Origin of the sequence: Bradyrhizobium sp. (assembly GCF_030697065.1) — a bacterium.
GTDB lineage: Bacteria > Pseudomonadota > Alphaproteobacteria > Rhizobiales > Xanthobacteraceae > Bradyrhizobium.
Map to the genome: position 1 here is coordinate 1 of NZ_JAUYQU010000104.1, position 21,823 is coordinate 21,823.

The 21,823-nt window shown below is 64.6% G+C and carries 22 protein-coding genes; 11 read left to right on the forward strand and 11 right to left on the reverse strand.

Annotated features, from left to right (window positions below):
- From Q8R73_RS07700 to Q8R73_RS07730, 7 genes are all read right to left on the reverse strand, one after another.
- The coding region (locus tag Q8R73_RS07700) for an ATP-binding cassette domain-containing protein (protein ID WP_305718946.1) at positions 1 to 208 on the reverse strand (208 nt) is incomplete at its 3' end.
- The gene (locus Q8R73_RS07705; protein ID WP_305718947.1) at positions 205 to 1,344 is read right to left on the reverse strand and encodes an ABC transporter permease; all 1,140 of its coding nucleotides are present in this window, start codon (positions 1,342 to 1,344) and stop codon (positions 205 to 207) included. The genes Q8R73_RS07705 and Q8R73_RS07700, both read right to left, overlap by 4 nt.
- Positions 1,345 to 1,388: 44 nt before the next feature.
- Positions 1,389 to 2,591, reverse strand: a complete 1,203-nt coding sequence (locus Q8R73_RS07710) for an acyltransferase (protein WP_305718948.1) — start codon at positions 2,589 to 2,591, stop codon at positions 1,389 to 1,391.
- A 484-nt stretch (positions 2,592 to 3,075) separates the two neighbouring features.
- A complete protein-coding gene (locus Q8R73_RS07715; protein WP_305718949.1) occupies positions 3,076 to 5,010 on the reverse strand; it encodes an ABC transporter ATP-binding protein/permease in 1,935 nt (644 codons plus the stop codon).
- A 34-nt stretch (positions 5,011 to 5,044) separates the two neighbouring features.
- Positions 5,045 to 5,227, reverse strand: coding sequence for a hypothetical protein (locus Q8R73_RS07720; protein WP_305718950.1), 183 nt, complete (start codon positions 5,225 to 5,227; stop codon positions 5,045 to 5,047).
- A gap of 69 nt (positions 5,228 to 5,296) precedes the next feature.
- Positions 5,297 to 5,695: a DUF3775 domain-containing protein gene (locus Q8R73_RS07725; protein WP_305718951.1), complete on the reverse strand. Its 399-nt coding sequence runs from the start codon at positions 5,693 to 5,695 to the stop codon at positions 5,297 to 5,299.
- A 167-nt stretch (positions 5,696 to 5,862) separates the two neighbouring features.
- A complete protein-coding gene (locus tag Q8R73_RS07730; protein ID WP_305718952.1) occupies positions 5,863 to 6,393 on the reverse strand; it encodes a hypothetical protein in 531 nt (176 codons plus the stop codon).
- Positions 6,394 to 6,967: 574 nt separating this feature from the next.
- Here Q8R73_RS07730 and Q8R73_RS07735 point away from each other — a divergent pair.
- Entirely contained in the window at positions 6,968 to 7,819 is an 852-nt protein-coding gene (locus tag Q8R73_RS07735) for an SDR family oxidoreductase (RefSeq protein ID WP_305718953.1), read from the forward strand.
- Positions 7,820 to 7,835: 16 nt separating this feature from the next.
- Here the strand turns inward: Q8R73_RS07735 and Q8R73_RS07740 are convergent, their stop codons facing one another.
- A complete protein-coding gene (locus Q8R73_RS07740; RefSeq protein ID WP_305718954.1) occupies positions 7,836 to 8,462 on the reverse strand; it encodes a ferric reductase-like transmembrane domain-containing protein in 627 nt (208 codons plus the stop codon).
- Positions 8,463 to 8,641: 179 nt separating this feature from the next.
- On the opposite strand from Q8R73_RS07740, the gene Q8R73_RS07745 reads away from it, so the two are divergent.
- Together Q8R73_RS07745 and Q8R73_RS07750 are read left to right on the forward strand one after the other, a co-directional pair.
- Positions 8,642 to 9,313 (forward strand): TetR/AcrR family transcriptional regulator, encoded by a 672-nt coding sequence (locus Q8R73_RS07745; RefSeq protein ID WP_305718955.1) that lies wholly within the window; start codon positions 8,642 to 8,644, stop codon positions 9,311 to 9,313.
- A 65-nt stretch (positions 9,314 to 9,378) separates the two neighbouring features.
- Positions 9,379 to 9,744: a PRC-barrel domain-containing protein gene (locus Q8R73_RS07750; protein WP_305718956.1), complete on the forward strand. Its 366-nt coding sequence runs from the start codon at positions 9,379 to 9,381 to the stop codon at positions 9,742 to 9,744.
- Between the two features lie 61 nt (positions 9,745 to 9,805).
- Here the strand turns inward: Q8R73_RS07750 and Q8R73_RS07755 are convergent, their stop codons facing one another.
- Positions 9,806 to 10,255: a PPC domain-containing DNA-binding protein gene (locus tag Q8R73_RS07755; protein WP_305718957.1), complete on the reverse strand. Its 450-nt coding sequence runs from the start codon at positions 10,253 to 10,255 to the stop codon at positions 9,806 to 9,808.
- 345 nt (positions 10,256 to 10,600) lie between these two features.
- Between Q8R73_RS07755 and Q8R73_RS07760 the strand changes: the two genes are divergently transcribed.
- The 5 genes from Q8R73_RS07760 to Q8R73_RS07780 all read left to right on the forward strand — a co-directional run bounded on the left by Q8R73_RS07760 (position 10,601) and on the right by Q8R73_RS07780 (position 16,339).
- Complete coding sequence (locus Q8R73_RS07760) at positions 10,601 to 12,310, forward strand: sulfatase-like hydrolase/transferase (protein WP_305718958.1); 1,710 nt, start codon at positions 10,601 to 10,603, stop codon at positions 12,308 to 12,310.
- 86 nt (positions 12,311 to 12,396) lie between these two features.
- Positions 12,397 to 14,058: a sulfatase-like hydrolase/transferase gene (locus Q8R73_RS07765; RefSeq protein ID WP_305718959.1), complete on the forward strand. Its 1,662-nt coding sequence runs from the start codon at positions 12,397 to 12,399 to the stop codon at positions 14,056 to 14,058.
- A 137-nt stretch (positions 14,059 to 14,195) separates the two neighbouring features.
- The gene (locus Q8R73_RS07770; RefSeq protein WP_305718960.1) at positions 14,196 to 15,128 is read left to right on the forward strand and encodes an aspartyl/asparaginyl beta-hydroxylase domain-containing protein; all 933 of its coding nucleotides are present in this window, start codon (positions 14,196 to 14,198) and stop codon (positions 15,126 to 15,128) included.
- 192 nt (positions 15,129 to 15,320) lie between these two features.
- A complete protein-coding gene (locus Q8R73_RS07775) occupies positions 15,321 to 15,740 on the forward strand; it encodes a hypothetical protein (protein ID WP_305718961.1) in 420 nt (139 codons plus the stop codon).
- A 41-nt stretch (positions 15,741 to 15,781) separates the two neighbouring features.
- The gene (locus Q8R73_RS07780; RefSeq protein ID WP_305718962.1) at positions 15,782 to 16,339 is read left to right on the forward strand and encodes an OmpA family protein; all 558 of its coding nucleotides are present in this window, start codon (positions 15,782 to 15,784) and stop codon (positions 16,337 to 16,339) included.
- 14 nt (positions 16,340 to 16,353) lie between these two features.
- Here Q8R73_RS07780 and Q8R73_RS07785 read toward each other — a convergent pair whose 3' ends face one another.
- Together Q8R73_RS07785 and Q8R73_RS07790 are read right to left on the reverse strand one after the other, a co-directional pair.
- The gene (locus Q8R73_RS07785; protein ID WP_305718963.1) at positions 16,354 to 17,913 is read right to left on the reverse strand and encodes an ABC transporter permease/substrate-binding protein; all 1,560 of its coding nucleotides are present in this window, start codon (positions 17,911 to 17,913) and stop codon (positions 16,354 to 16,356) included.
- Positions 17,910 to 18,710, reverse strand: a complete 801-nt coding sequence (locus Q8R73_RS07790) for an ATP-binding cassette domain-containing protein (RefSeq protein WP_305718964.1) — start codon at positions 18,708 to 18,710, stop codon at positions 17,910 to 17,912. Before Q8R73_RS07790 ends, Q8R73_RS07785 begins: the two co-directional genes overlap by 4 nt.
- 300 nt (positions 18,711 to 19,010) lie before the next feature.
- Here Q8R73_RS07790 and Q8R73_RS07795 point away from each other — a divergent pair, with 300 nt between their 5' ends.
- The 3 genes from Q8R73_RS07795 to Q8R73_RS07805 all read left to right on the forward strand — a co-directional run bounded on the left by Q8R73_RS07795 (position 19,011) and on the right by Q8R73_RS07805 (position 21,818).
- Positions 19,011 to 19,826 (forward strand): ABC transporter ATP-binding protein, encoded by an 816-nt coding sequence (locus Q8R73_RS07795; protein ID WP_305718965.1) that lies wholly within the window; start codon positions 19,011 to 19,013, stop codon positions 19,824 to 19,826.
- On the forward strand, positions 19,826 to 20,614 hold the full coding sequence (locus tag Q8R73_RS07800) for an ABC transporter permease (protein ID WP_305718978.1): 789 nt from the start codon (positions 19,826 to 19,828) through the stop codon (positions 20,612 to 20,614). Before Q8R73_RS07795 ends, Q8R73_RS07800 begins: the two co-directional genes overlap by 1 nt.
- 175 nt (positions 20,615 to 20,789) lie before the next feature.
- Positions 20,790 to 21,818, forward strand: coding sequence for an ABC transporter substrate-binding protein (locus Q8R73_RS07805; protein WP_305718966.1), 1,029 nt, complete (start codon positions 20,790 to 20,792; stop codon positions 21,816 to 21,818).
- Positions 21,819 to 21,823: the final 5 nt, after the last annotated feature.

The window sequence follows — 21,823 nt, forward strand, 5'->3', positions numbered from 1 at the left end:
CGCAGATGCGAACGGTTCCTTCCGTCGGCGTCAGCATGCATCCGAGAATGGACAGCAGCGTGGTCTTGCCGCTCCCGGAAGGCCCCATCAGAAGCGTCAGCTCGCCGCCCTTGAGGGTCAGGCTGACGCCCTTGAGTGCCTCCACCTTCGCGGCGCCGCTGCCAAGGACCTTCGCCACATCCGTCGCCTCGAGCAAGGGTTCGGTCATCGCGTGAACACTATGGCGGGGTCGATGCGGGTGACCTGAACGATCGCGGCAACGGCCGACCCGACGCACATCACGACGGTGAGCAGAAACAGCCCGACCATCAGTCCGGGGGTAATGACGATCGGCAACGCCGTGGCCGCGGTCAGTCCCACGATGATCTCGCCGATCAGCGCGGCGAGAGAGAAGCCGATGACGGCGCTGAGGAGCGCCTGGCAGACGATCACCTTGTAGATATAGCGCCGGGACGAGCCGATGGCGCGCAGCGTGGCGAACTCGTTGAGATGCTCCTTGGTGCTCGAATAGAGCGTCTGGGCCACAATGACGGTACCGACGATCACCCCGAGCAACGCTCCGGCGAACAATGCCGCGCCGGCGCCGGTGCTGAAGAGCCAGAACGAGCGGCTGCGTTCGCGAAACTCGGCCGTGGTCAGAACCTCGACATCGGAGATGTTCGACAGCAGCTGACGGCGGACGGAAGCCCGGTCGGCGTTCGGGTCCAAGCGCACCAGAACATAGGTGGCCTTGCCGGAGGGAACTCCGGTATGGGCCCGCGCCCGATCGACGTCCATGAAAACGAACGGCGTCGTGGTGAATGAACGGATGCCGTCGGTGACGGCGGCGACCCGCACCAGTTGCTGGCGGATCTCGGCGGTCGCCCCCATCCCCGTCCCCGTGACGCCGAGCCGCTCGAAATAGGACCGGTCGATCGCCACCGCGTTCGGGGTCGACAGCGCCTCGACCCGGCCTTCCACCAGGTTCCACGGTTGCAGCCCGCCGGCCCGCAGATCCGAACCGATAACGAAAACCGGTGTGGTCGCGCCGCCCGGGATTCGCCAATCGGCAAATCCGATCACGACGGGGGTCGCATCCGCCACGCCGCCGATCGAAAGCGCGCGATAGCGCTCGCGCGTGTCCAGCAGCGAGGGGTCCTCGAAGCACTTGGTCCCCTGCGGCATGATCCACAGATCGGCGGACGCATGATCGATCATCGTCGTCACCATGCGGCCGAAGCCCAGATACAGTCCCATCTGGACGGTGACCAGAACGATGGAGAACACGATCCCGATCACCGTCGCAATGAAGCGAAGCCGGTCATGAAACAGATTTCGGAATGCAAGAGTGAAGACCAGGGGCATTTTACCGGGACTCGATCACTTTCCGTCCGACGTCAGTTCAGTCTTCACGCGCGGCGTAATCCCCGCAGGGTGGCAGTCAGCCGCGAGACCGGCAGCGCGCCACCGATGGCGGCGGCGATGCTCCAGCTCATGATCAGGGTGCCGCCGAACACGATCGCGGCCTTGCCGATCGCAAACAACCCGGCGCCCAGCAGCGCATATTGCAGCCAGACGGCAAACACGTAGTGGATCAGGTATATTCGGTAGGCATTGGCTGACAGGCTGTCAAACGCCCGCACGCGCCAATGGGCCAGGCGCAGGCAGATCGCCAGCGAGCCCAGGCAGCCCGCCGCGCAGGCGACGACAAAGCCCATGCCGGCGGCCAGTTTCGCGATCAGGGAAGCGCCGCTCCAGTCCGCCACCGTCACCGAGGTCGGAGCGGCCCAGAGCAGGAAGCCGGCCACGGCCGCGGCGAGCCATGCCGGCCAGCGCCGCGCCAATGCCCCATCGCAGTCGAGCAGGCCGCGGTCGAGGCCATGGGTTCCGACCGCCACGCCGGCGAGGAAATAGACGAGGTAATGCAACGGCCGGCTGAGCTGAAAGGAAATGGGGCCGATGTTCGTCCATTCGAACGGCGACCAGGCTAGCGCCAGGGGGACATAGGCCAATGCGGAGACCGTCACCAGAACGAGAAGGAACCGCACCGGATCATCGCCGGCGACGGCCACCAGCCGGGCGAGCGCCCGGTCCCATCCGGGAACGAAACGATGCATCGCGGCCGCCAGCACGTTGAACGCCAGCAGCAGGCCCAGGAACCATTGCGGCCCGCTCGGCCAGAACGGCAGCGCCAGCCAATGCCGCCAATAGGCATCGAGGCCCGGGTCAGCGGCAGTCGTGCGATAGGCGGGATAATAGGCGAGCGGCGCGAGAAAAATGACGGCCAGCACGATCGGCAGGCCGATCCGCAGCAGGCGGTCCGACAGAAACTCCCAGCTTCCCTTGCGCGCGAGGCTCGACGGTACGAACAGGCCCGAGAGGAAAAACATCAAGCTCATGAGGCTGACGTCCTGCCAGGCGCAGAACAGGTCGAACCCGAACCATCGTTGGCTGTCCACGATCGGAAAAGCCAGCCAGAGATAAGGTGGGCTGTCGAAGGGATACGCGGCGGCCGGCAGCGAGGCGAGGTAAGGGAGAACGGAATGGAATGCCAGCACGATAATGATGACAACAGCCCGAAGATTGACGAGAGCGACGCTTGATCTGCTCATGGTCGCGCAGGCCCCATCACGATTTGCCGGATGCGCCCGCCCCAGGATGAATCTTGCTGTTGGGGCGTGTTCCATTATTCATGAACCGCGCACGGCTTGTGTTGATTTAGCGCAAACGAGTTGCGACCCGCTCCTGCCACAAGCGTCGATACGACGGATGCCGGAACTGCGACCGTTAGGCGAGAACGGAACGGAGGAGGAAATCATGGGTCGTGGAATCCTGCTGTGGATGCTAGGTGTCCCCATTCCGATCATCATTCTTCTCGCCCTCTTGCGGCATTAGATGGCCGGGGAGTTCTCCGAGATAATATCCAGATCGTTGTGATTGGCAGCGAGCTTGCCATGTCGCGACGGCCATCGATGCACGGCTCCGCGCTCGCGAAAGCGAGCAACCGTCGCACTGTTGCGCTTGATTGCGATCGCGTCGCTGCAGCCAACCTTGCTGGAACCGTCGCACGCGGCCGATGCAAAGCCGGAGACCGCATCATGACCGGATGGCCAGCAACCAATCGTCGAGTCGCTGCAGCCAGCGCCGCGGCGGGGGTGGGGCAGGGGGCGGCTTGAGCTTGAGGCGGTCACCGTCAAGTCCATGAACGAGCTGAAGCGTTCGCGTGTGATAGACGGCAAGATCCGGACGGTGACCGATGCTCAACAAGGTCGTCTGCTTCAGCTCGTCGTCGAACAGGCGCATGACGCGGCGTTGGCTGTCCTCGTCGAGCGCGGCCGTCGCTTCGTCGAGAAACACCCATCCTGGTTTGTGGAGCAGCAGCCGCGCGAACGCTACGCGCTCCTGTTCGCCGAGCGAAAGCTCCTTGTCCCAGCGCTCCGTGCGGTCGAGCTTGGGAACGAGATTGCCGAGATCGCACCGCTCCAGCGCCTTTCGAATATCCGCATCGGGGAAAGCGTCGGTGGCGCTCGGATAGCTCAGGGCGTTGCGTAACGTGCCCAACGGCAGGTAGGGGCGCTGCGGCAGGAACGCCATCGTCCCGGGTGGAGGCGTGAGGATGGTCCCGGAACCCCACGGCCAGAGACCCGCCACGGCGCGGAACAGCGTTGATTTTCCGCGACCGGTATCGCCGACGATCAGCACGCGCTCGCCCGGTGCGATGCTGACGGTCGCGTCGTCGATAACGATGTGCCCGTCCGGCAGCAGGACGCGCACACCCTCGAAAGCGAGATGGCCGTCGGGGTGCGGCGCGCGTTTGATCTCCTCCGCGCCCGCTTCGACCGCGGGCAGGTTGTCGAGCGCTTCGCGAAAGCGCGCGACCCGGTGGACCGCCGCCCGCCAGTCGGCGAGCCGCGAAAAATTATCCACGAACCATCGCATCGCGCCCTGCACCTGGGAAAAGGCGCCCGCCACCATGATCAGGCCGCCAAGGGTCAGGCTGCCGCCGAAATACGCCGGTGCGGCCACCAGTATAGGAACGACGAGCGACAGCCAGCCGGTGCCCGAGGTGATCCAGGTAAGGTGGGCGAGCGAAGAAGAGATGCGACGCATGGTATCCACCACGGCCGCGAGCGCGGCCTCGAGATGCCGCTGTTCGTCCTTTTCACCGCCATGCAGCGCAATGCTCTCGCCGGATTCGTTGACCCGAACGAGAGCGAAGCGGAACTCCGCCTCGCGCGCATATCGTTCGCCATTCAGGGCGATCAGCGGCCGTCCCACCAGCCAGGTCAGGCTGGAGCCGATCAGGGCATAACCGAGCGCACACCAGACCATATAACCGGGAATGGCGATGTTATGGCCCGCCACCTGGAAGGTCACCTGCGCCGACAAGGCCCACAGCACGCCCACGAAAGCGGCGATCTGGAGCAGGGAGTAGACCATGCCGCAGCCGAGGTCCGCGCTGTAGTCGCCGAGCAGGCGCGTATCCTCCTGTATGCGCTGGTCCGGATTGTGACCATACTGGCCGGCAAAGCCCAGCTGATAGACGCGCAACGGCTTGAGCCACTCGACCAGCAGGTGACGGGTGATCCACTCGCGTAACCGGAATTTCAGCCGTTCCTGCAGAAAGGTCTGGGCCACCGTGAGCGCCAGCAAGACGGCAATGATGACGAGGAACGTCCAGAGATGATGGACGAAGCCCGACAGATCCTTGCGGCCCACGGCGTCGAAGAACTGGCCGTTCCACTCATTCAGTTCCACCTGCCCGAACATGTTGGCAATGGTGACGACAGTCGAAACGGCGAAAATCGCCACGACTCGGCGCCCGCCCTCGGCGCGAACACGCCCGAACAGTTTCAGGTCGCGCACAAGATTGAAATCCCGCACTGGCGGGGCCACAACGAGTTCATCAGCAACAGAGGATCTGGGTGCGACGCCCGGCAATAAAGGCAATACAGGCGGGGGGGTCTGCGCCACTTCCGGCGGAGGGTGCGCGGCCAGAGGCGGCAAAGTCGATGGAAGGTCCGTCTTCATCAGCCTGCGTCCACATCTTGCATCGCGTCAGGCGCTACAGCGAGTTGATACCTGCCAGCGGCAGCGCCCGCTGCAGGATCGCCGCCGGGCAGATCGGCACCACGAGCTGTTTGGGGAGATTTGCCAGGCGTGCTTCGTTGACAAACTTGTCGATGGCCCAAAAGCAGGTTGCGCCGCCGATGCAGATCATGGGCGCCCCGATCAAGACCGAAATCATGGCGCGCTCCTGTTTTCGAAGGGTCTCGGTCAGATGATCCGGTTCACGCCGTCGGCTGGATGTTGACGATCAGAGATGTTCTTCGAAATCCTCGAATGACTTGCCGAACTGCGTCAGCGCTTCCTCCAGATAGTCTGCCAGCATGGGCGTACCGATCAGGTAGGATGCCGTACGGTTGTTGTGGGCACGCGAGGCCTCCGCGTGCAGATCGCGCCAGCCGTCGAGATCGCCGTCACCGCGGCCGAGCCACATCAGGGCGACGAGGTCGATCTGCTCATCGACGTTCAGGCCTCGAATGAATCCGGAAAGCTCGGAGCGATCGGTGCTGTTGGCATGATCCTCCGGCATGTCGTCGCCCGGATCGGCGGTCAGATCCGACCGGTCGGCGTTGCCGTCGGATTGGCGCGACTTCGCGATGATGAAGAACACTTTCTCCGGCGAGATCGACAGGTTCGGAATTTTTCGCATCGCAGTCAGCTCCGGATGGCGAACGTGATGTTCAAAGCTAACAGCTTCCCCCGAGCCGCTCTTTGCGCGAAATCAAGTGTTCTGGGAGCACGGGTGATGGGAGCGCGGGTGATTGCAGCCGCCGGCAGATCCGCCCGCGCCCCATTCAGGATCGTTTGCCGTCGCCGTTATGGCCTGTAGCGGCAATACTCCTCGCCATTTTCATACTCGACGCAAATCTTCACGCGGCGCCGGGGCCGTTCTGCGGCATAACTCTGGTAGAATCTGTCCCGGTCCGCCCGGTCCCAGTCCCGATCGCCGCCCTCCGAAAGGCGTCCGCGGTCGATGTCGCTATCGCGGTCCATGCGGTCGCTGTCGCTACGGCGGATCATTCCGCCGTGTCTCGTCTCGCGGTCATCGCGGTCCATGCGGTCGCTGTCGCTACGGCGCATCATCCCGCCATGGCCCTTCTCGCGGTCGTCGCGATCCATGCGGTCATTGTCGCTGCGACGTATCCTCCAGTCCGGCCCCATCGCGCGGTTGTCGGGTTTCTGCTGCTCGCGGTCGGCCTTTTGATCCGGGGATGCCGGTGGGGCCTGGTCGGTTTGGGCCGGAGCCCCGGCTTGCGGCGCTGCCGCCGGCGTTTTGCCTTGCTCCTGGGCGAATGAGCTGAGGCTCGAAGTGGCGAGCAATATCGTGGCGAGGACGAACACGCGCATGGGATTTTCTCCGTTGGGGTGTCTCCGTAACAAGCTGGCGGTCACTTGGTTGCGCTCCCGGATCAAACATCGACCGGGCAGCCACGGCTGGTCGTGGGAAACGACTAGATCCGCGGACGGAGGCCGAGCGCCAGCCATGCCTGGCAGGCCGTGGCTTTCAGCGGATCTTCTGTATTTCTGAGCATACTGGCGCTGTGCAGGGCGTTCGGTCACCCCTCACACCCCGGAAATTCAAACAAGCAGAACTCACGGGCGTAAGGCGTGTCTGCCGCCAATTCGAAACGGCACGGGAATGGAGCCGGAGACGAGCCGATAAGCTGGATTTGGGTCATGAAGCTCCCAGGATCGGGCGGGAGCGCGGGGCTCTCAGTCACCGGTGATGCCAGTGTAGTGGCGGTGATGGAACCGAACCTGTCATGTTCGGAACCCGGCCCTGTGGTCAATTCCGCTCACCCCACCTGAATAATTTACACCGGGGCCGTCATCCACTTGTCGCACATGGTGAAGCGGCAGCATCCCCGGATTGCGTCTCCCCCGGTGCGAACTACAAGGTTTCTTCGACCAGGAGAGAAGCATGCAATCCGTCGTCATCACCGGTGCGTCCACCGGCATCGGCTGGGCCACGTCAAAACTGTTGCTCGCTCGCGGCTTTCGCGTGTTCGGCAGCGTGCGCAAACAGGCCGATGCCGAACGTCTCGCCAATGGGTTCGGCGCGAATTTCACGCCGCTGTCGTTCGACGTCACCGATGAGGCTGCGGTGCTGGCCGCCGCGCGAACAGTCCGCACTGCGCTCGGCGGTACGACGCTCGGTGGCCTCGTCAACAATGCCGGGATCGCGGTCGCGGGGCCGCTGCTCGAACTCGCGGCCGGCGAATTCCGCCGCCAGATGGAGGTCAACCTCATCGGCCCCGTGCTGACCACGCAGGCTTTCGGTCCGCTGCTCGGATCCGATCCGTCGCTGAAAGGTCCGAAAGGGCGGATCGTGATGGTCAGCTCGGTCTCCGGCAAGGTCGGCGCGCCGATGACGGCGCCCTATGTGGCGTCGAAGCACGCGATCGAGGGGCTGTCGGAAAGCCTGCGCCGCGAAATGATGCTGTTCGGCATCGACGTCATCATCGTCGCCCCCGGCCCGGTGAAGACGCCGATCTGGAGCAAGGCCGGGGAGGCCGACATCTCGATTTACCGGAATTCGCCGTTCTTTCCGGCGCTGCAGCGAATGCGCACATTCATGCTGCAACTCGGCGAGGCCGGACTGCCGGCGGAGAAGGTCGCCGAGGTCATTGCCGGCGCCCTGACGTCGTCCCGTCCCAGGGTGCGCTACCAGATCACGCCGGATCCGATCCAGCAGTGGATTGGATCGGTGCTGCCCAGGCGCATGGTCGACAGGATCATCGCCAGGCGCCTCGGGCTGATGCCGAAGGCGTGAGGCAGGGCAATGGCCGTTAGCCCGCCCGAACCGTGCGCGGGGTTCGCCGCGACGCCATCGCGATCAGCCGCAGCGCCAGCACCGCCAGCAGCGGGATCAGGAACAGCGCGTACAGCGGCATGTCGGGAATCCGCTTGCCGAACGACACCGTGAACTGAAACAGCAGATAATAGCCGCCGGCGAGATGCAGGATGCGAAAGGTGCGCGGGCCGATCGCCGCCGCGGTGCGGTCGAACGAGGTTGCGGCCATCGCGATGATGAAGGCATAGCCGAGGCCGCCGAAGATATAGGATGCGGCGTTGGTGGCGGCTGCATAGCCGGCGGGATCCATCATCGCAAAACAGGCGATGGCGACGGCGTGGATGCCGTGCGACGCCGCAAACGTCACGCCGAGATAGCGCCGGTTGCGCCGCTGCCACCGTGTCCACGCATTGGGCCACAGCCGCGCCAGCGCCGCGGCGCTGAAGGCGAGGCAGAACAACAGCAGCGAGGTCCGCGCGGTGAAGCGGATCACCATGCGCACGCCGTCGACCTCAAAACCCCGCATGCCCGCGATCCCGACGCTCAGGGCCGCGAGCACCAGCGTCAGCACGGCGAACAGCCGCCAGCCGTCGAACCAGTGCTGGCGATGAGATGGTGTCATGGTTGGCTCCGACAATAATGTAATCACTAGTTACATTTCATCCGCAGCGGAGGTCAATCTTTGTATGCGGTGCTTACATTCACGATGAGGTGATACCAGATGTTGATGGGAGCAGGTGGAACGCAACCAGCCATTCTTTGCATGGGGTTGTTTTCAGGATTTGCGTATAGGTCATCGCCATGCCCGTTGCCGCCAAGCCAAAACGCCGGCCCGCCAAAAACCCGGCTGCGTCGCCGAAACCCTATCATCATGGCGATCTCAGGCGCGTGCTGATCGAGGCGGCGCTGCAACTGGCCGGCGAGGGCGGGGCGGAAGCGGTCAGCGTGCGCGAGGCCGCGCGTCGCGCCGGGGTCTCGCCGGGCGCCCCGTTCCGGCATTTTCCGAGCCGCGACGCCCTGATGACGGCGGTTGCCGGCGAAGCGCAGCAGCGTTTCCGGGCCGAGATATCGGCCGCGCTGGCCGAAGTACCCGACAGCGACCCGCTGGCGCGGTTTCGGGCGCTCGGTCTCGCCTATCTGCGCTGGGCGATGCGCAACCCGGCCCATTTCGAGATCATCTCCAGCGGCCGGTATTTCGTCCATGACAAGGCGGCCGACCTGTCGCGGGACAATGCCGAACTGATCGGTCTGGTCGAGCGCACGCTGGCAGACGCGTTTGCGCTGGGCCAGTTGCGCAGCGGAGACCTGAAACGGGTCCAGATCGCCGGCCGCGCTCTGGTCTATGGTTTTGCCCGCATGAACATCGACGGGCACTTTCCGCGCTGGGGCATCGCCGAGGACGAGGCCGGGGCGACCGCCGAGGCGATCCTCGATCTGTTCATCGAAGGCATCGCGAGGCGGCCAAACGGGTAGCCGAAGTCGGAACAAACTTTTGGCACGGCCGTTTCTCATCGACACACAGTAAAGGAGGACGAGCGATGGCAATTGAATCCAGCGAGACCGGAACCCTGATCGGCAGCGACAAGGTCGAAGGAACTGCGGTTTACGGCGCCGACAGCGAAAAGATCGGAAGCATCGAGCGTGTCATGATCGACAAGATCAGCGGGAAGGTTTCCTACGCGGTGCTGAGCTTTGGCGGCTTCCTCGGGATCGGCGACGATCACTATCCGCTGCCCTGGCAGTCGCTGAAATATGACACCAATCTGGGTGGGTATATTACCGGCATCACCCTTCAGCAGCTCGAAGGCGCGCCGAAATACGGCAACGACAACAGCTGGAACTGGTCGGACCCGTCGCGCACGCGCGCGGTGAACGACTATTACGGCGTCCCGGTCGTCGCCTGAGCCAGCAGCGGCTGTCAGCAAAAGGCCCCGGCACGCGCCGGGGCCTTTCGATTCCGATCCATTACGCCTCGTCGGCGAGATCGATCAGCGCGATTCCGAGCTCTGGCCGCTTGCGCCGGCGCAGCCCGATCGATGCCTCCTCGAGCACGACTTCGAGGGTCGGCCGGACCTTGCCCTCGAGCAGATGGCCGCCGCGCGTCGAACCGTCCGACAGGCCGAGCACGACATGAATATGCAGGCTGGCCTTGCCGTCGTCGCCGGTGGCGATGTCGCCAAGCGCGCTCAGCACTTCGCATTGTTCGTCCACCCGGATCTTCCGGTAGCTTTTGGTCGCGATATCGAACCAGCCGATGACGGCTTTCTCGAATGCGCCGATCGCCGTCAGCGATGCGCCGGAAATACCGGCCGCATTGGCGCACCGGGTCAGCGTCGCAAAGGCTTCCTCGCCGGTTTCGAGGACGACGATGATGGTGCGCTGATCCGCGCTGCTGGAAACCACTTTGCTCTTCATGGTATCTCCGTGGGCCTTGGGCCAGGCCGGGTCGGCACCCCCGGGGTAAGTCCATAAGCCAAACGGGCTGAAGCGAGCGGTGTTCCAGAAGCGCGGGGCGCGCACGAAGCCCATTTTTCTCCTCCCGGGAGGGAGGAGGCAATGATGCCGGCTGCTGCCTCTCCCCGGGCAGCCCCCCGGGGTTGCGGCGGCGCTCCCGCGGCCGGCTGCCCCAAATTCATTGCGTGTTCATGACGTTTCCCCTACATTTTTATGACACGTCGCAGGCTCCGGGTGCGGCGTCCGTCTCCTGGTCATCGCCAGCCAAGGCTCAAAGGCAGTGCCGGGTATAGTTGCGTCCCGTTCATGGCGCCCGCGCCAAATCCAGGTCCAGTCGCCACCGTCGCCCCCGCAGGCCTGGCCGCGGTAGGGTTCTGGCGGCTGCTTGCCGTCGCAGCGCCCCATCTGGCGGCGATCGGCCTGATGCTGCAGACCGAATCCGACTTTGGCGCACGGCTCGGTTTCCTGTTGTCCTGGGGACTGCTGAATTTCTTCTGGATCGCGCTGTTGCGGCGTCCGGCGCTGTCGGGCGCGCTGTCGCTGACCCTGGTCGTGATGTTGATCCTGCTGTCGCAGCTCAAGCACGGCATCGTCCAGATGACCGCGAACTTCGTCGACGTGATGGTGATCGATCGCGACAGCGCGGCTTTCCTGTTTACGATCTTCCCCGATCTGCGCTGGTCCGTGATCGGCGCGACAACCCTCATCCTGCCCTTGATGTACGCGCTGTGGTGGCTCGACCCGTTCCGCATCCGCCGCCTGCCGGCGCTGGTCTGCAAGCTGGCCTGTCTGGCCGCGCTGGTGGGATATGCCTATGCGTGGCCCGAGCACCCCTGGCGCGGCTATCACGACGACGGCTACCTGTCGAAATTCTCCCGCTCGGGCGTCACCGCGGTGTCGGATTTCCTGAATTACGGCTTCATGGAATCCGATGCCGTTGCTGCCGGGCGCCTCAAGGTGCCGCTGGAGGAATCCTGCGCTCCGACCGGGCGGCGGCCCCACATCATCATGATCCATGACGAGTCCAGCTTCGACATCCGGCAGGCCAGGGGCATCAAGGTCCCCCCGGGCTATGGCAGCCACTTCAAATCGTCCGACGGCAAGTCGCGCACCTTCATGGCGGAAAGCAGCGGTGGTGCGAGCTGGTTCACCGAATACAACGTGCTGGCCGGGCTCTCGTCGCGCTCGTTCGGCCGGTTCTCCTATTTCGTGACCCGCATTGCGGCGGGCCGCGTCGAGCGCGGCCTGCCGCTGGCGCTGCGCCGCTGCGGCTACAGCACGACGTCGCTCTATCCGGCCCATGGCGCCTTCATGAGCGCGCGCCAGTTCCACACCACCACCGGGATCCAGACCTTCCTGGACGCGCGCGATCTCGGCGCCAGGGGCGTCGAGCCCGACCGCTTCTTCTACGACAAGGCCCTGAGCCTGTTGTCGCAGGAAGCGCCGGCGAAGCCGCAGTTCATCTTCGTGTACCTCGCCGCCAATCACTTCCCCTGGGAGAAGCGGTTTCGCCCCGACCTGACGCCGTCCTGGGCGGGGCCCGGCAACGGTCCGAAAGTCGATGAATATCTGCGCCGGCAGACGATGAGCGCCGACGACTATTCGGCATTCGTGGCGGGGCTGAAGAAGAAGTTCCCGGCGCAGCCGTTCCTGATCGTGCGCTATGGCGATCATCAGCCGGAATTCTCGTCGAACATCCTGGATCCCGGTCTCGACGAGGCCGGCGTCGGCAAGAAGTTCGAGAGTTACGACCCGCGTTATTTCGCCACCTATTATGCGATCGACAGCATCAACTTCGAACCGGTGAAGAGCCCCGCGGTGATGGAAACCATCGACGCGCCGTACCTGCCGCTGGTGATCCAGGAAGCCGCGGGAATTCCGCTGGATCCCTCGTTCGAGGAGCAGAAGAGCATCATGATGCGCTGCAAGGGCGTGTTCTATGCCTGCAAGAGCGGCGCGGAAGCCCGCCGCTTCAACCGGCTCCTGATCGATGCCGGTTTCCTGAAGCATCTCTAGCAAGGGAGGCTAACATTCCAGTCTCCGTCGAAACCGAAACGTCCGGAGCTGCCCCGCGCGGTCTCGGCTTCTATGCCGGCGTTGGCGTGGTCGCCGCGTTGCATCTTGCCGCGCTGGCTGTCCTGCTGTCCTGGGAATATGGTCCCTTCGCGATCACGCTGTCGGTGCTGGCATGGATCTTCATCAATTGCCTTTTCCTGCTCGTGCTACCGCGGCCGGGCGTATCGGCGGCGCTGGCGCTGGCTCTGGTGGTCCTGCTGATCGTGATGTCGCGCTTCAAGTTCGACATTCTGCAGCTTTCGCTGACCTTCCTCGACTTCCTGATCGTCGATCGCGACACTTTCTCGTTCCTGCTCTCGGTATTCCCGAGGTTGCGGACGCAATTGATCGTGGCGCTGGTGCTGGCAATCCCGCTGTTGTGGCTGATCTGGCGCGCCGATCCGTTTCGCATCGGCCGCAGGCTGGCGCTGGCTGTGCTCGCCGCAACGACGCTGTTCATGTCGGTGCTGTCGGTGGCCGTGCCCGAGCAGCCGTGGGAGCCGTTCCAGGGCGTCAATCATATCTCCAACCTCGCCCGCTCGGGCGTCGTGGCGGTCTCGCGGCTGACGTCGACCGGATGGATCGAGGCCGACGCCGCCGCCGGCGGCCTGACCCCGAGAGCCCATGCCGCCGGCCGCCCGGCGCTGCCGCCGGGCGAGGATTGCGACACCAGCGTGAAGCGGCCGCACATCATCATGCTGCTCGACGAGTCGAGCTTCGATGTCACCGCGGCACCCGGCGTCAAGGTGCCCGAGGGGTACACCGACTTCTTCAAGTCGATCGACGGGATTCAGCGCACCATGATCGCAGAGGCGACCGGCGGCCCGACCTGGTACACCGAGTTCAACGTGCTGAGCGGCATGTCGGCGCGGTCGTTCGGTGATCTGAAGTTCTACGTCACGAGGATCACCGCCGGCCGTGTGGCGCGCGGTCTGCCGCAAGCGCTGAAGCGTTGCGGCTACAAGACCTTCTCGCTCTATCCGACCTACGGCAACTTCCTCGGCGCGCGCAGCTTCCAGAAGGGCACCGGTGTCGGCCATTTCATCGACATGGCGGATATGGGCGTCAGCGAGGACATGCAGCCGGACAAGTTCTACTTCGATCAGGCCCTGAAGGTGTTTGCGGGCCAGCAGCCGTCGCCGTCGCCGATCTTCATGTTCGTGTACCTCACGGCCAATCATTTTCCCTGGACCAGCGTCTATCGGCCCGACCTGACGCCGGACTGGACGCCGCCGGGCAATACCGCGGAGATCGACGAATATATCCGTCGCCAGCGCATGACGGCGAAAGACTACCGCGATTTCACCGCGCGGCTGGCGCGCGATTATCCGGATCAGTCCTTCATGGTGCTGCGGTTCGGCGATCACCAGCCGGCGATCTCGCAGAAAATGATCGAACCCGGGATCGACCGGAAGGTGCTGGCGCAACGCCTGATGGACGCGGATCCGCGCTACTTCTCGACCTATTACGCGCTCGACGGCATCAACTTCTCACCCCCCGATCTGTCGTCGGCACTCGAAACGCTCGATGCGGCCTATCTTCCGATCGTGATCCAGGACGCCGCCGGTGTCCCGCTCGATCCGTCGTTCGCGGAGCAGAAGAAGATCATGCTGCGCTGCAAAGGGCGGTTCTATGCATGCAAGGGCGGCGCGGAAGCCCGCCGCTTCAACCGGTTGCTGATCGACGCCGGCCTGGTGCGGGGACTGTAGGGCGGGAATCCGCACTGACCGGCTGCACAGGACCTCCGGCGCTGTCCGCGTCTGGCGCCTTGAGTGCGGCCGGTAAATCCTGCTATCATCTGGAACTGGAAGGCTTTCTTCGTAATTTTCTACCGGGTTTTTTTGCCATGGTCATGCGTCTGTTCGCGCCGCAGTTTCTCGTACTCTGGGCTTTCATCGGCTCGGCATTGGCCGTGCATTTCCGCGGCAAGGTGCGGCTCGGATTCTGGCGGCAGCTCACCGACCATTCCACCCTGATGGCGCCCTATAACGTGCTGATGTACCTGTTTTCGGCGGTGCCGAACCGGCCCATCCTGGACGAGGCGTCGATCCCCGAACTCAAGCTGCTGCGCGACAACTGGGAGCCGATCCGCGACGAGGCGATGGTGCTGTTCGCGCAGGGCCAGATCAAGGCCGCCGACAAGTACAACGACTGGGGCTTCAACTCCTTCTTCAGGACCGGATGGAAGCGGTTTTACCTGAAATGGTACGGCGCGGCGCTGCCCTCGGCGCTGGCCAATTGCCCGAAAACCGTCGAACTCCTGAACTCGATCCCCAACATCAAGGGCGCGATGTTCGCCACCCTGCCGCCCGGCGGCAAACTGGTGCAGCACCGCGATCCCTATGCCGGCTCGCTGCGCTATCACATGGGGTTGGTGGTGCCGAAGTCGCCCGGCGAATGCCGGATCATCATCGACGGCGAACCGCACTACTGGCACGAGGGCAAGGGCCTGCTGTTCGACGAGACCTATCTGCATTACGCGGAGAATACCACCAGCGACGACCGCATCATCCTGTTCTGCGACGTCGAGCGTCCGTTGCGCACCCGCGCCATGACCGCGGTCAACCGCTGGGTCTCCACCCACATCATCAACGAGAGCGCCACCCAGAACGAGGATGGCGAGCGCATCGGCTGGCTGAACCGGATCTTCGGCTCGGTCTATCAGGTGCGGCTGCTGGGCAAGCGGATGAAGGCCTGGAACAAGCGCGTTTATTACGCAGTGAAATTTTCCCTGATCGGCGCCCTCCTCGCCGCCTTCCTGGCGACGGCCTTTACCTGAGGCAAGGCGGCTCGGAAGCGCCGATTCGCCGGCGCGGTTCATCGGGGCGAGGCCAAACGCGCTGCCATCGACCACGGCTTTTTCCCGCAAAGTGCGCCGGCGCGGGGCCTGCGTCGCGATACCGCTTCCATCCCTGCAGTTTTCCTGCCGCAAGGCTTGACCATGGGCGCCAGCATCATATGAGATGCAACCATGAATTTGATCCGACCGATATTGCTCCTGCTTGCCCTCGCAGCCTGGTCGCCGGCGTTGGCGCAGACCGTGAAATTCGAGGACTCGGCGGCTCTGCTGGGGGCCAGCTGCGCCCGGGATATCGAGGCCAACTGCCGCGGCGTGAATCCCGATGCGACCCGTCTCAAGGACTGCCTGTCGCGCAATCAGGATGTGTTGTCGCCGCAGTGCAAGAGCGACTATGGCCGGGCCTTCGATGCAATCCAGAAGCGGGTGACGGCGCGCGCGGCCGTGGCCCGGCTGTGCGCGCGCGACATCGCCAAATTGTGCCCCGGCGTCGACAAGGCCGATCGTGGCAAGGCGTTGGAATGTCTGATCGCGGGGCCGCGCGGCATGGGCATCAATTGCAACAAGGCCGTGATCGAAGCGGGGTATCGCTGATGCGCCGGGGATGCAACAGCCGCCGCCATGTCGGTTTGCTCGTGGTCGCGCTGCTCGGCTTCGCGGCGTTGCCGGCCCAGGCGCAGGCCCCGGCGGGCAGTTCGGAAGAATGGGTTACGCGGCTTTCCGGCCTCGAAACCGAGCCGGAACTTGATCTCGCCGGTCTGCGCCAGCAATTGACGAACCGAATCAAATCGAGAACCGACCCGGTGCCGGCCAAGCGGCCGGCCGCCGCGCCGGAGTTGCTCAAGCTGCCGAATCTGGTGGCCGAAATCCAGTTCGATGCGGACGCCGCCGTGGTGCTGCCCGCCTCTTACAGGGTGCTCGGGCGCATCGCCGATACGCTCTACCATCCGTCGCTGCTGGGTTACAAATTCCTGATCGTCGGCCGTACCCCGTCGGGCGGCCGGCGCGATCACAATCTGACCCTCAGCCAGCGAAGGGCCGACGCGGTCCGCGATGTGCTCGTCAACACCTTCAAGCTTTCACCGAAGCGGCTGCTCGCCGTCGGTTTGGGCGAGGAGCAGTTGCTGGATCGCGCTCAGCCGAACGCACCGGTCAACGGGCAATTTCACCTCATCACCGTCGGCGAGATTTAACGCGAATCCGCCGGCTACCGCTTCCCGACCTTGTCCCACAGCCAGCGCGCCACCGCATCGGGCGACGACGCGCCATCGCCGCCGGCGGCGCGCAGATTGGCTTCCCGCATGGTGGCGATGTCGATGCTGCCGAGCAGCGGCGTCAGCGCCGCGCGCAGCGCCTCGTCCCCGGCGCGCTTCGGCGCCAGCAGCATGATGGCGTCGTAGGGCGGGATCGCGTGCCTGGTATCTTCCAGCACCACCAGATCGTATTTGGCGATCAGCCCGTCGCTGGTATAGCCGGCGATGACGTCGACCTCGCCGGAGGCCGCCGCGGCATACATGAAGTCCGGCTGCATCTGGCGCTGCGTGCGAAATTTCAGGCCATAGGCCTTCTGCAGGCCCGCCCATTCCGGCCGCGAGAAGAATTCGTAGTCCGCCGCCATCGACATCGTTGCGGCATGCGAAGCGAGATCGGCGATTCCGCGAATGCCCAGCGCCTCGGCGCGCCGGCGCGGCATCACCAGCGCATAGGCGTTTTCAAAGCCGAGTTCGCCCAGCAGCGTGATGTTCCGGTGCGCCAGCGTGGCTTTCAGTTCGGCGAGCAATTCCGCGCGCGGCCTGATATCGGCGCGCTGTAACTGGTTGGCCCACAGCGTGCCGGAATAATCGACATAGACGTCGATATCGCCGGCCGCCAGCGCCTCGAAGATCACGTTGGAGCCGAGGCCCTCGCGCGAACCGGCGGAAAACCCCGCCGCCCGCAGCCGCTGCGCCACCAGGGCCGACAGCACATATTGCTCGGCAAAGGTCTTGGCGCCGACGATGATGCCGGACGGCGCGCGTGCCGTCTGCGGCACCAGCGTGGCCGCCACCAGCGTCGCGATGCCGATGCCGCCCGCCAGCACGCGCAGCCGGCTGCGGTGGCGGATGCCCGCCTCGATCAGCGCCAGCAGTTGATCGACCGCGAGCGCCAGCATCGCGGCAGCGAGGCAGCCGAACAGCACGAACACCCAGTTCTGGGTCTGCAACCCCGCGAAGATGTAATTGCCGAGGCTGGTCTGCCCGATCGGGGTCGACAGCGTCGCGGTGCCGATCACCCAGACCGCCGCGGTGCGGATGCCGGCCATCATGACCGGCAGCGCCAGCGGCAGTTCGACCTGGAACAGCGACTGAAGCGGCGTCATGCCGACTCCCTCAGCGGCCTCGCGGATCGCGGGGTCGACGCCGCCAAGGCCGGTGATGGTGTTGCGCAGCACCGGCAGCATCGAATACAGCGCCAGTGCCAGCACCGCCGGAAGAAATCCGAACGCGGAAAAACCCGCTCCGAACCACGCCAGCGACAATGCGGCCAGCGCCAGCAGCAACGGATAGAACAGCGCCAGCAGCGCCAGTCCCGGCACCGTCTGCACGATGCTGGCAAATCCCAGCAGCGCGCCGCGTATGGCTCGATGATTGCGTGCCGCAATCGCCAGCGGCAGGCTGACCACAAGCCCGAGCGCCAGCGCCGTGACGGAGACGCGGACATGATTGCCGAGATAATCCGGCAAATGCGCAAGCGCCTCGCCCCAGCGCGGGTCTGAGAAAAAGCTCACGCCGCGCTACCCCGCGGCAGCAAGGCGTTGAGCCGCTCGGCCTGCCGCCGCGGCGTGCGCAGCAGTTCGCCGACGTAAGGATCTTCGCTGCGGGAAAGCTGAGCCGGCGTGCCCTGCGCCAGCAGTTTGCCGCCGCGCATCACGGCGATTCGGTCGGCCAGCAGCAGCGCTTCGGTCATGTCATGGGTGATCATGACCGTGGTCAGCCCGAGCTTGCGGTGCAACTCGCGATAATCGTCGCCCAGCGCGTCGCGGGTGAGGGGATCGAGCGCGCCGAACGGCTCGTCCATCAGCACGATGCGCGGCCTTGCCGCCAGCGCGCGGGCGACTCCGACGCGCTGGCGCTGCCCGCCCGACAATTCATGCGGAAAACGGTCGCGGTACAGCGCGCGGTCGAGCCGCACCAGATCGAGCAACTCGTCCACCCGTGCCGCGATTTCGTCCGGCGGCGTGCCGATCAGCTTCGGCGTGATGCCGATATTGCCGGATACGCTGAAATGCGGAAACAGCCCGCCGCTCTGGAACACATAGCCGATGCGGCGGCGCAACTGGATCGGATCGACGCTGCGCACGTCATCGCCCTCGACCGTGATCTGACCCTGGTCGGCGTCGATCAGCCGGTTCGCCAGCCGCAGCAGCGTGGTCTTGCCGGAGCCGGAGCCGCCGACGATGACGAGGAACTCACCCTCGGCGATCTCGAGCGAAACGTCGTCCACCGCCCGAACCGCTTGCGTGCCGCGGCCGCCGCCAAAACTCTTGCCGACATGCGCGAATGCGATCAGGGGTGAAATTTGCATTCGGTCGGTTCCACTTGTCCTCCCCTGGAGGGGGAGGGTCGACGCGACCCGGCGATGCGCAGCATCGTCCGGGGGGGCGGCGGCGTGGGGTGGCAGTCTATCGTGTCGGATGGTGCCCGAGTTGAGAGACTTTCACCCCACCCCGTCTCGCATCTTGCGATGCGAGCCGACCCTCCCCCTCCAGGGGGAGGGTAAGTGCCGCCAAGCCTCACCTACCACGTCTCCGCGCTTCGTTGAACTTGTCCTCACAAGACGCTAAGGCATCCTCCGAACTTGGAGGGGGACTCGGTGGATACGAAAATGCCGACGGCGGTCGCGCTCGATGATGCCACAGTCGCCTTCCGTCTGGCCGATAACCGGGTCTATACCGCGGTCGAGCAGGCCAGTCTTTCGGTCGAACATGGCGAATTCGTCGCCATTGTCGGCCCCACCGGCTGCGGAAAATCGACGCTGCTCAACGTCGCCGCCGGGCTGCTCAAGCCGGCATCGGGCACGGTCCGCATCTTCGACCAGCCATTGTCCGGCCTCAACCGCGACGCCGGCTACCTGTTTCAGGCCGATGCGCTGTTTCCCTGGAAGACCGCGCTCGACAACGTCGCCATCGGCCTCGAGATCAAGGGCGCGCCGCGCGCCGTGGCGCTGGACCGCGCGCAGGGCTGGCTGACCTCGGTCGGCCTCGGCGCCTTTGCCGGCCGCTACCCGCACATGCTGTCGGGTGGCCAGCGCAAGCGCGTCGGCCTCGCGCAGGTGTTGATCCGCGACCCCAAGATCCTCCTGATGGACGAGCCGTTCGGGCCGCTCGACGCCCAAACCAGACAGATCATGGGTAATCTGCTGCTGGAACTGTGGAACGCCGACCGCAAGGCGGTGCTGTTCGTCACCCACGACCTGGAGGAGGCGATCGCGCTGGCCGACCGCGTCGTGATCATGTCGGCCGGTCCTGGCGCACGCATCATCGGCGACTGGCGGGTGCCGCTGCCGCGTCCGCGCGACATCTCGGAAATCCGTATGGAGAAGGAGTTTCACGCGCTGCACCGGGAGATCTGGAGCGTGCTGAAGGATGAAGTGATGAAGGGCTACGCGCAATCGACGCTGGCGCCGGGGGAGGTGGCATGATGAGCCGCCCCGTCCTGCTGCTCTGCCGGCTGATGGTCGCCGTGGTCAGCCTCGCGCTGTGGCATTTCCTGACCACGGTGCCGGTCTTCGGCCGCATCCTGCTGCCGCCGTTCTTCTTCTCCAACCCGGTGGACGTGGCAAGCCAGATCGTCGACTGGTTCGTGCGCGGCACGATCTGGAAGCATCTGCTGATCACGCTGTGGGAGTCGGTGCTCGCCTTTACCATCGGCTCGGTCGCCGGCGTCGTGGTCGGCTTCTGGTTCGCCCGCCAGCCGCGGGTGGCGGCGGTGTTCGACCCCTATGTCAAGATGGCCAACGCGCTGCCGCGCGTGGTGCTGGCGCCGATCTTCACGCTGTGGCTCGGCCTCGGCATCTGGTCCAAGGTCGCGCTCGGGGTCACCCTGGTGTTCTTTATCGTGTTCTTCAACGTCTATCAGGGCGTCAAGGAGGTCAGCCCGACCGTGCTCGCCAACGGCCGCATGCTCGGCATGAGCGAGCGGCAATTGACGCGGCACGTCTACTGGCCGTCGGCGCTGTCGTGGATGTTCTCGTCGCTGCATACGGCCGTCGGCTTCGCCGTGGTCGGCGCCGTGGTCGGCGAATATCTGGGTTCCGCGGCCGGGCTCGGCTATTTGATCCAGCAGGCCGAGGGCGTGTTCGACGTCGCCGCGGTGTTCGCCGGCATGTTCGTGCTGTCGGCCTTCGTCATCCTGATCGACCTGCTGGTGACCTTCGTCGAGCGGCGCCTGCTGGTCTGGCGGCCGGACGGCGCCGGCGGCCACGGCTGAAGTCTTTGTCCGTCATTGCGAGGAGCGAAGCGACGAAGCAATCCATCCTTTCTTTGCGCGATAAAGCTGGATTGCTTCGCTTCGCTCGCAATGACGGCGAGGAGGCACAACTACCTTCTCAAGCACCGCACGCTGCTCTATCGTGCGCGCAACGAATGAATGCACGGAGGATACCATGAGCAGGATTTGGGTCAGGCTGACCGGGGCGTTGATGATGCTGGTGCTGACGTCGGGCCTTGCGGCGGCGCAATCGAAGGTGACGATCGCCATCGGCGGCGGTTCCTGCCTGTGCTACCTGCCGACCGTACTGGCGAGGCAGCTCGGCGAGTATGAAAAGGCCGGCCTGGCCGTCGAACTGGTCGACCTCAAGGGCGGCTCGGACGCGCTCAAGGCGGTGCTTGGCGGCAGCGCCGACGTGGTGTCGGGCTATTTCGACCACACCGTCAATCTCGCGGCCAAGAAGCAGGAAATGCAATCCTTCGTGGTGTATGACCGCTATCCTGGACTGGTGCTCGTGGTGTCGCCCTCGCACAACGCTACAGTCAAATCGATCAAGGACCTTGCCGGCAAGAAAGTCGGCGTCAGCGCGCCGGGTTCCTCGACCGACTTCTTCCTGAAATACCTCCTGAAGAAACACGGCGTCGCGGCGTCCGATGTCGCCGTGATCGGCGTCGGTCTCGGCGCCACCGCGGTCGCGGCGATGCAGCAGGGCCAGATCGAAGCCGCCGTGATGCTGGACCCGTCGGTCACCGTGCTGCAGGGCAGCTATCCCGACCTGCGCATCCTCTCCGATACCCGCACCCAGAAGGATACGCTCGATGTATTCGGCGGCGAGTATCCCGGTGGCTCGCTGTACTCGACGGCGGCCTGGATCAAGTCGCACGAAAAGGAGGCGCAGGCCCTGACCAATGCGATCGTCAACACGCTGGACTGGATCCACGCGCATTCGCCGGAGGAGATCATGGCGAAGATGCCGCCGGAAATCGTCGGCAAGAACAAGGAACTCTATCTCGCCGCGCTGAAGAACACGATTCCGATGTATTCGAAGACCGGCATGATGGATTCCAAGGGAGCGGACGCGGTGCTCGCGGTGTTCAGCGAGAGTTCGCCCGAAGTCGCCAAGGCCAATATCGATCTTGCGAAGACCTTCACCAACCGCTTCGTCGAGCAGGCCAGGAAGACGACGGGGACCAGTGCGAAGTAAGCGTC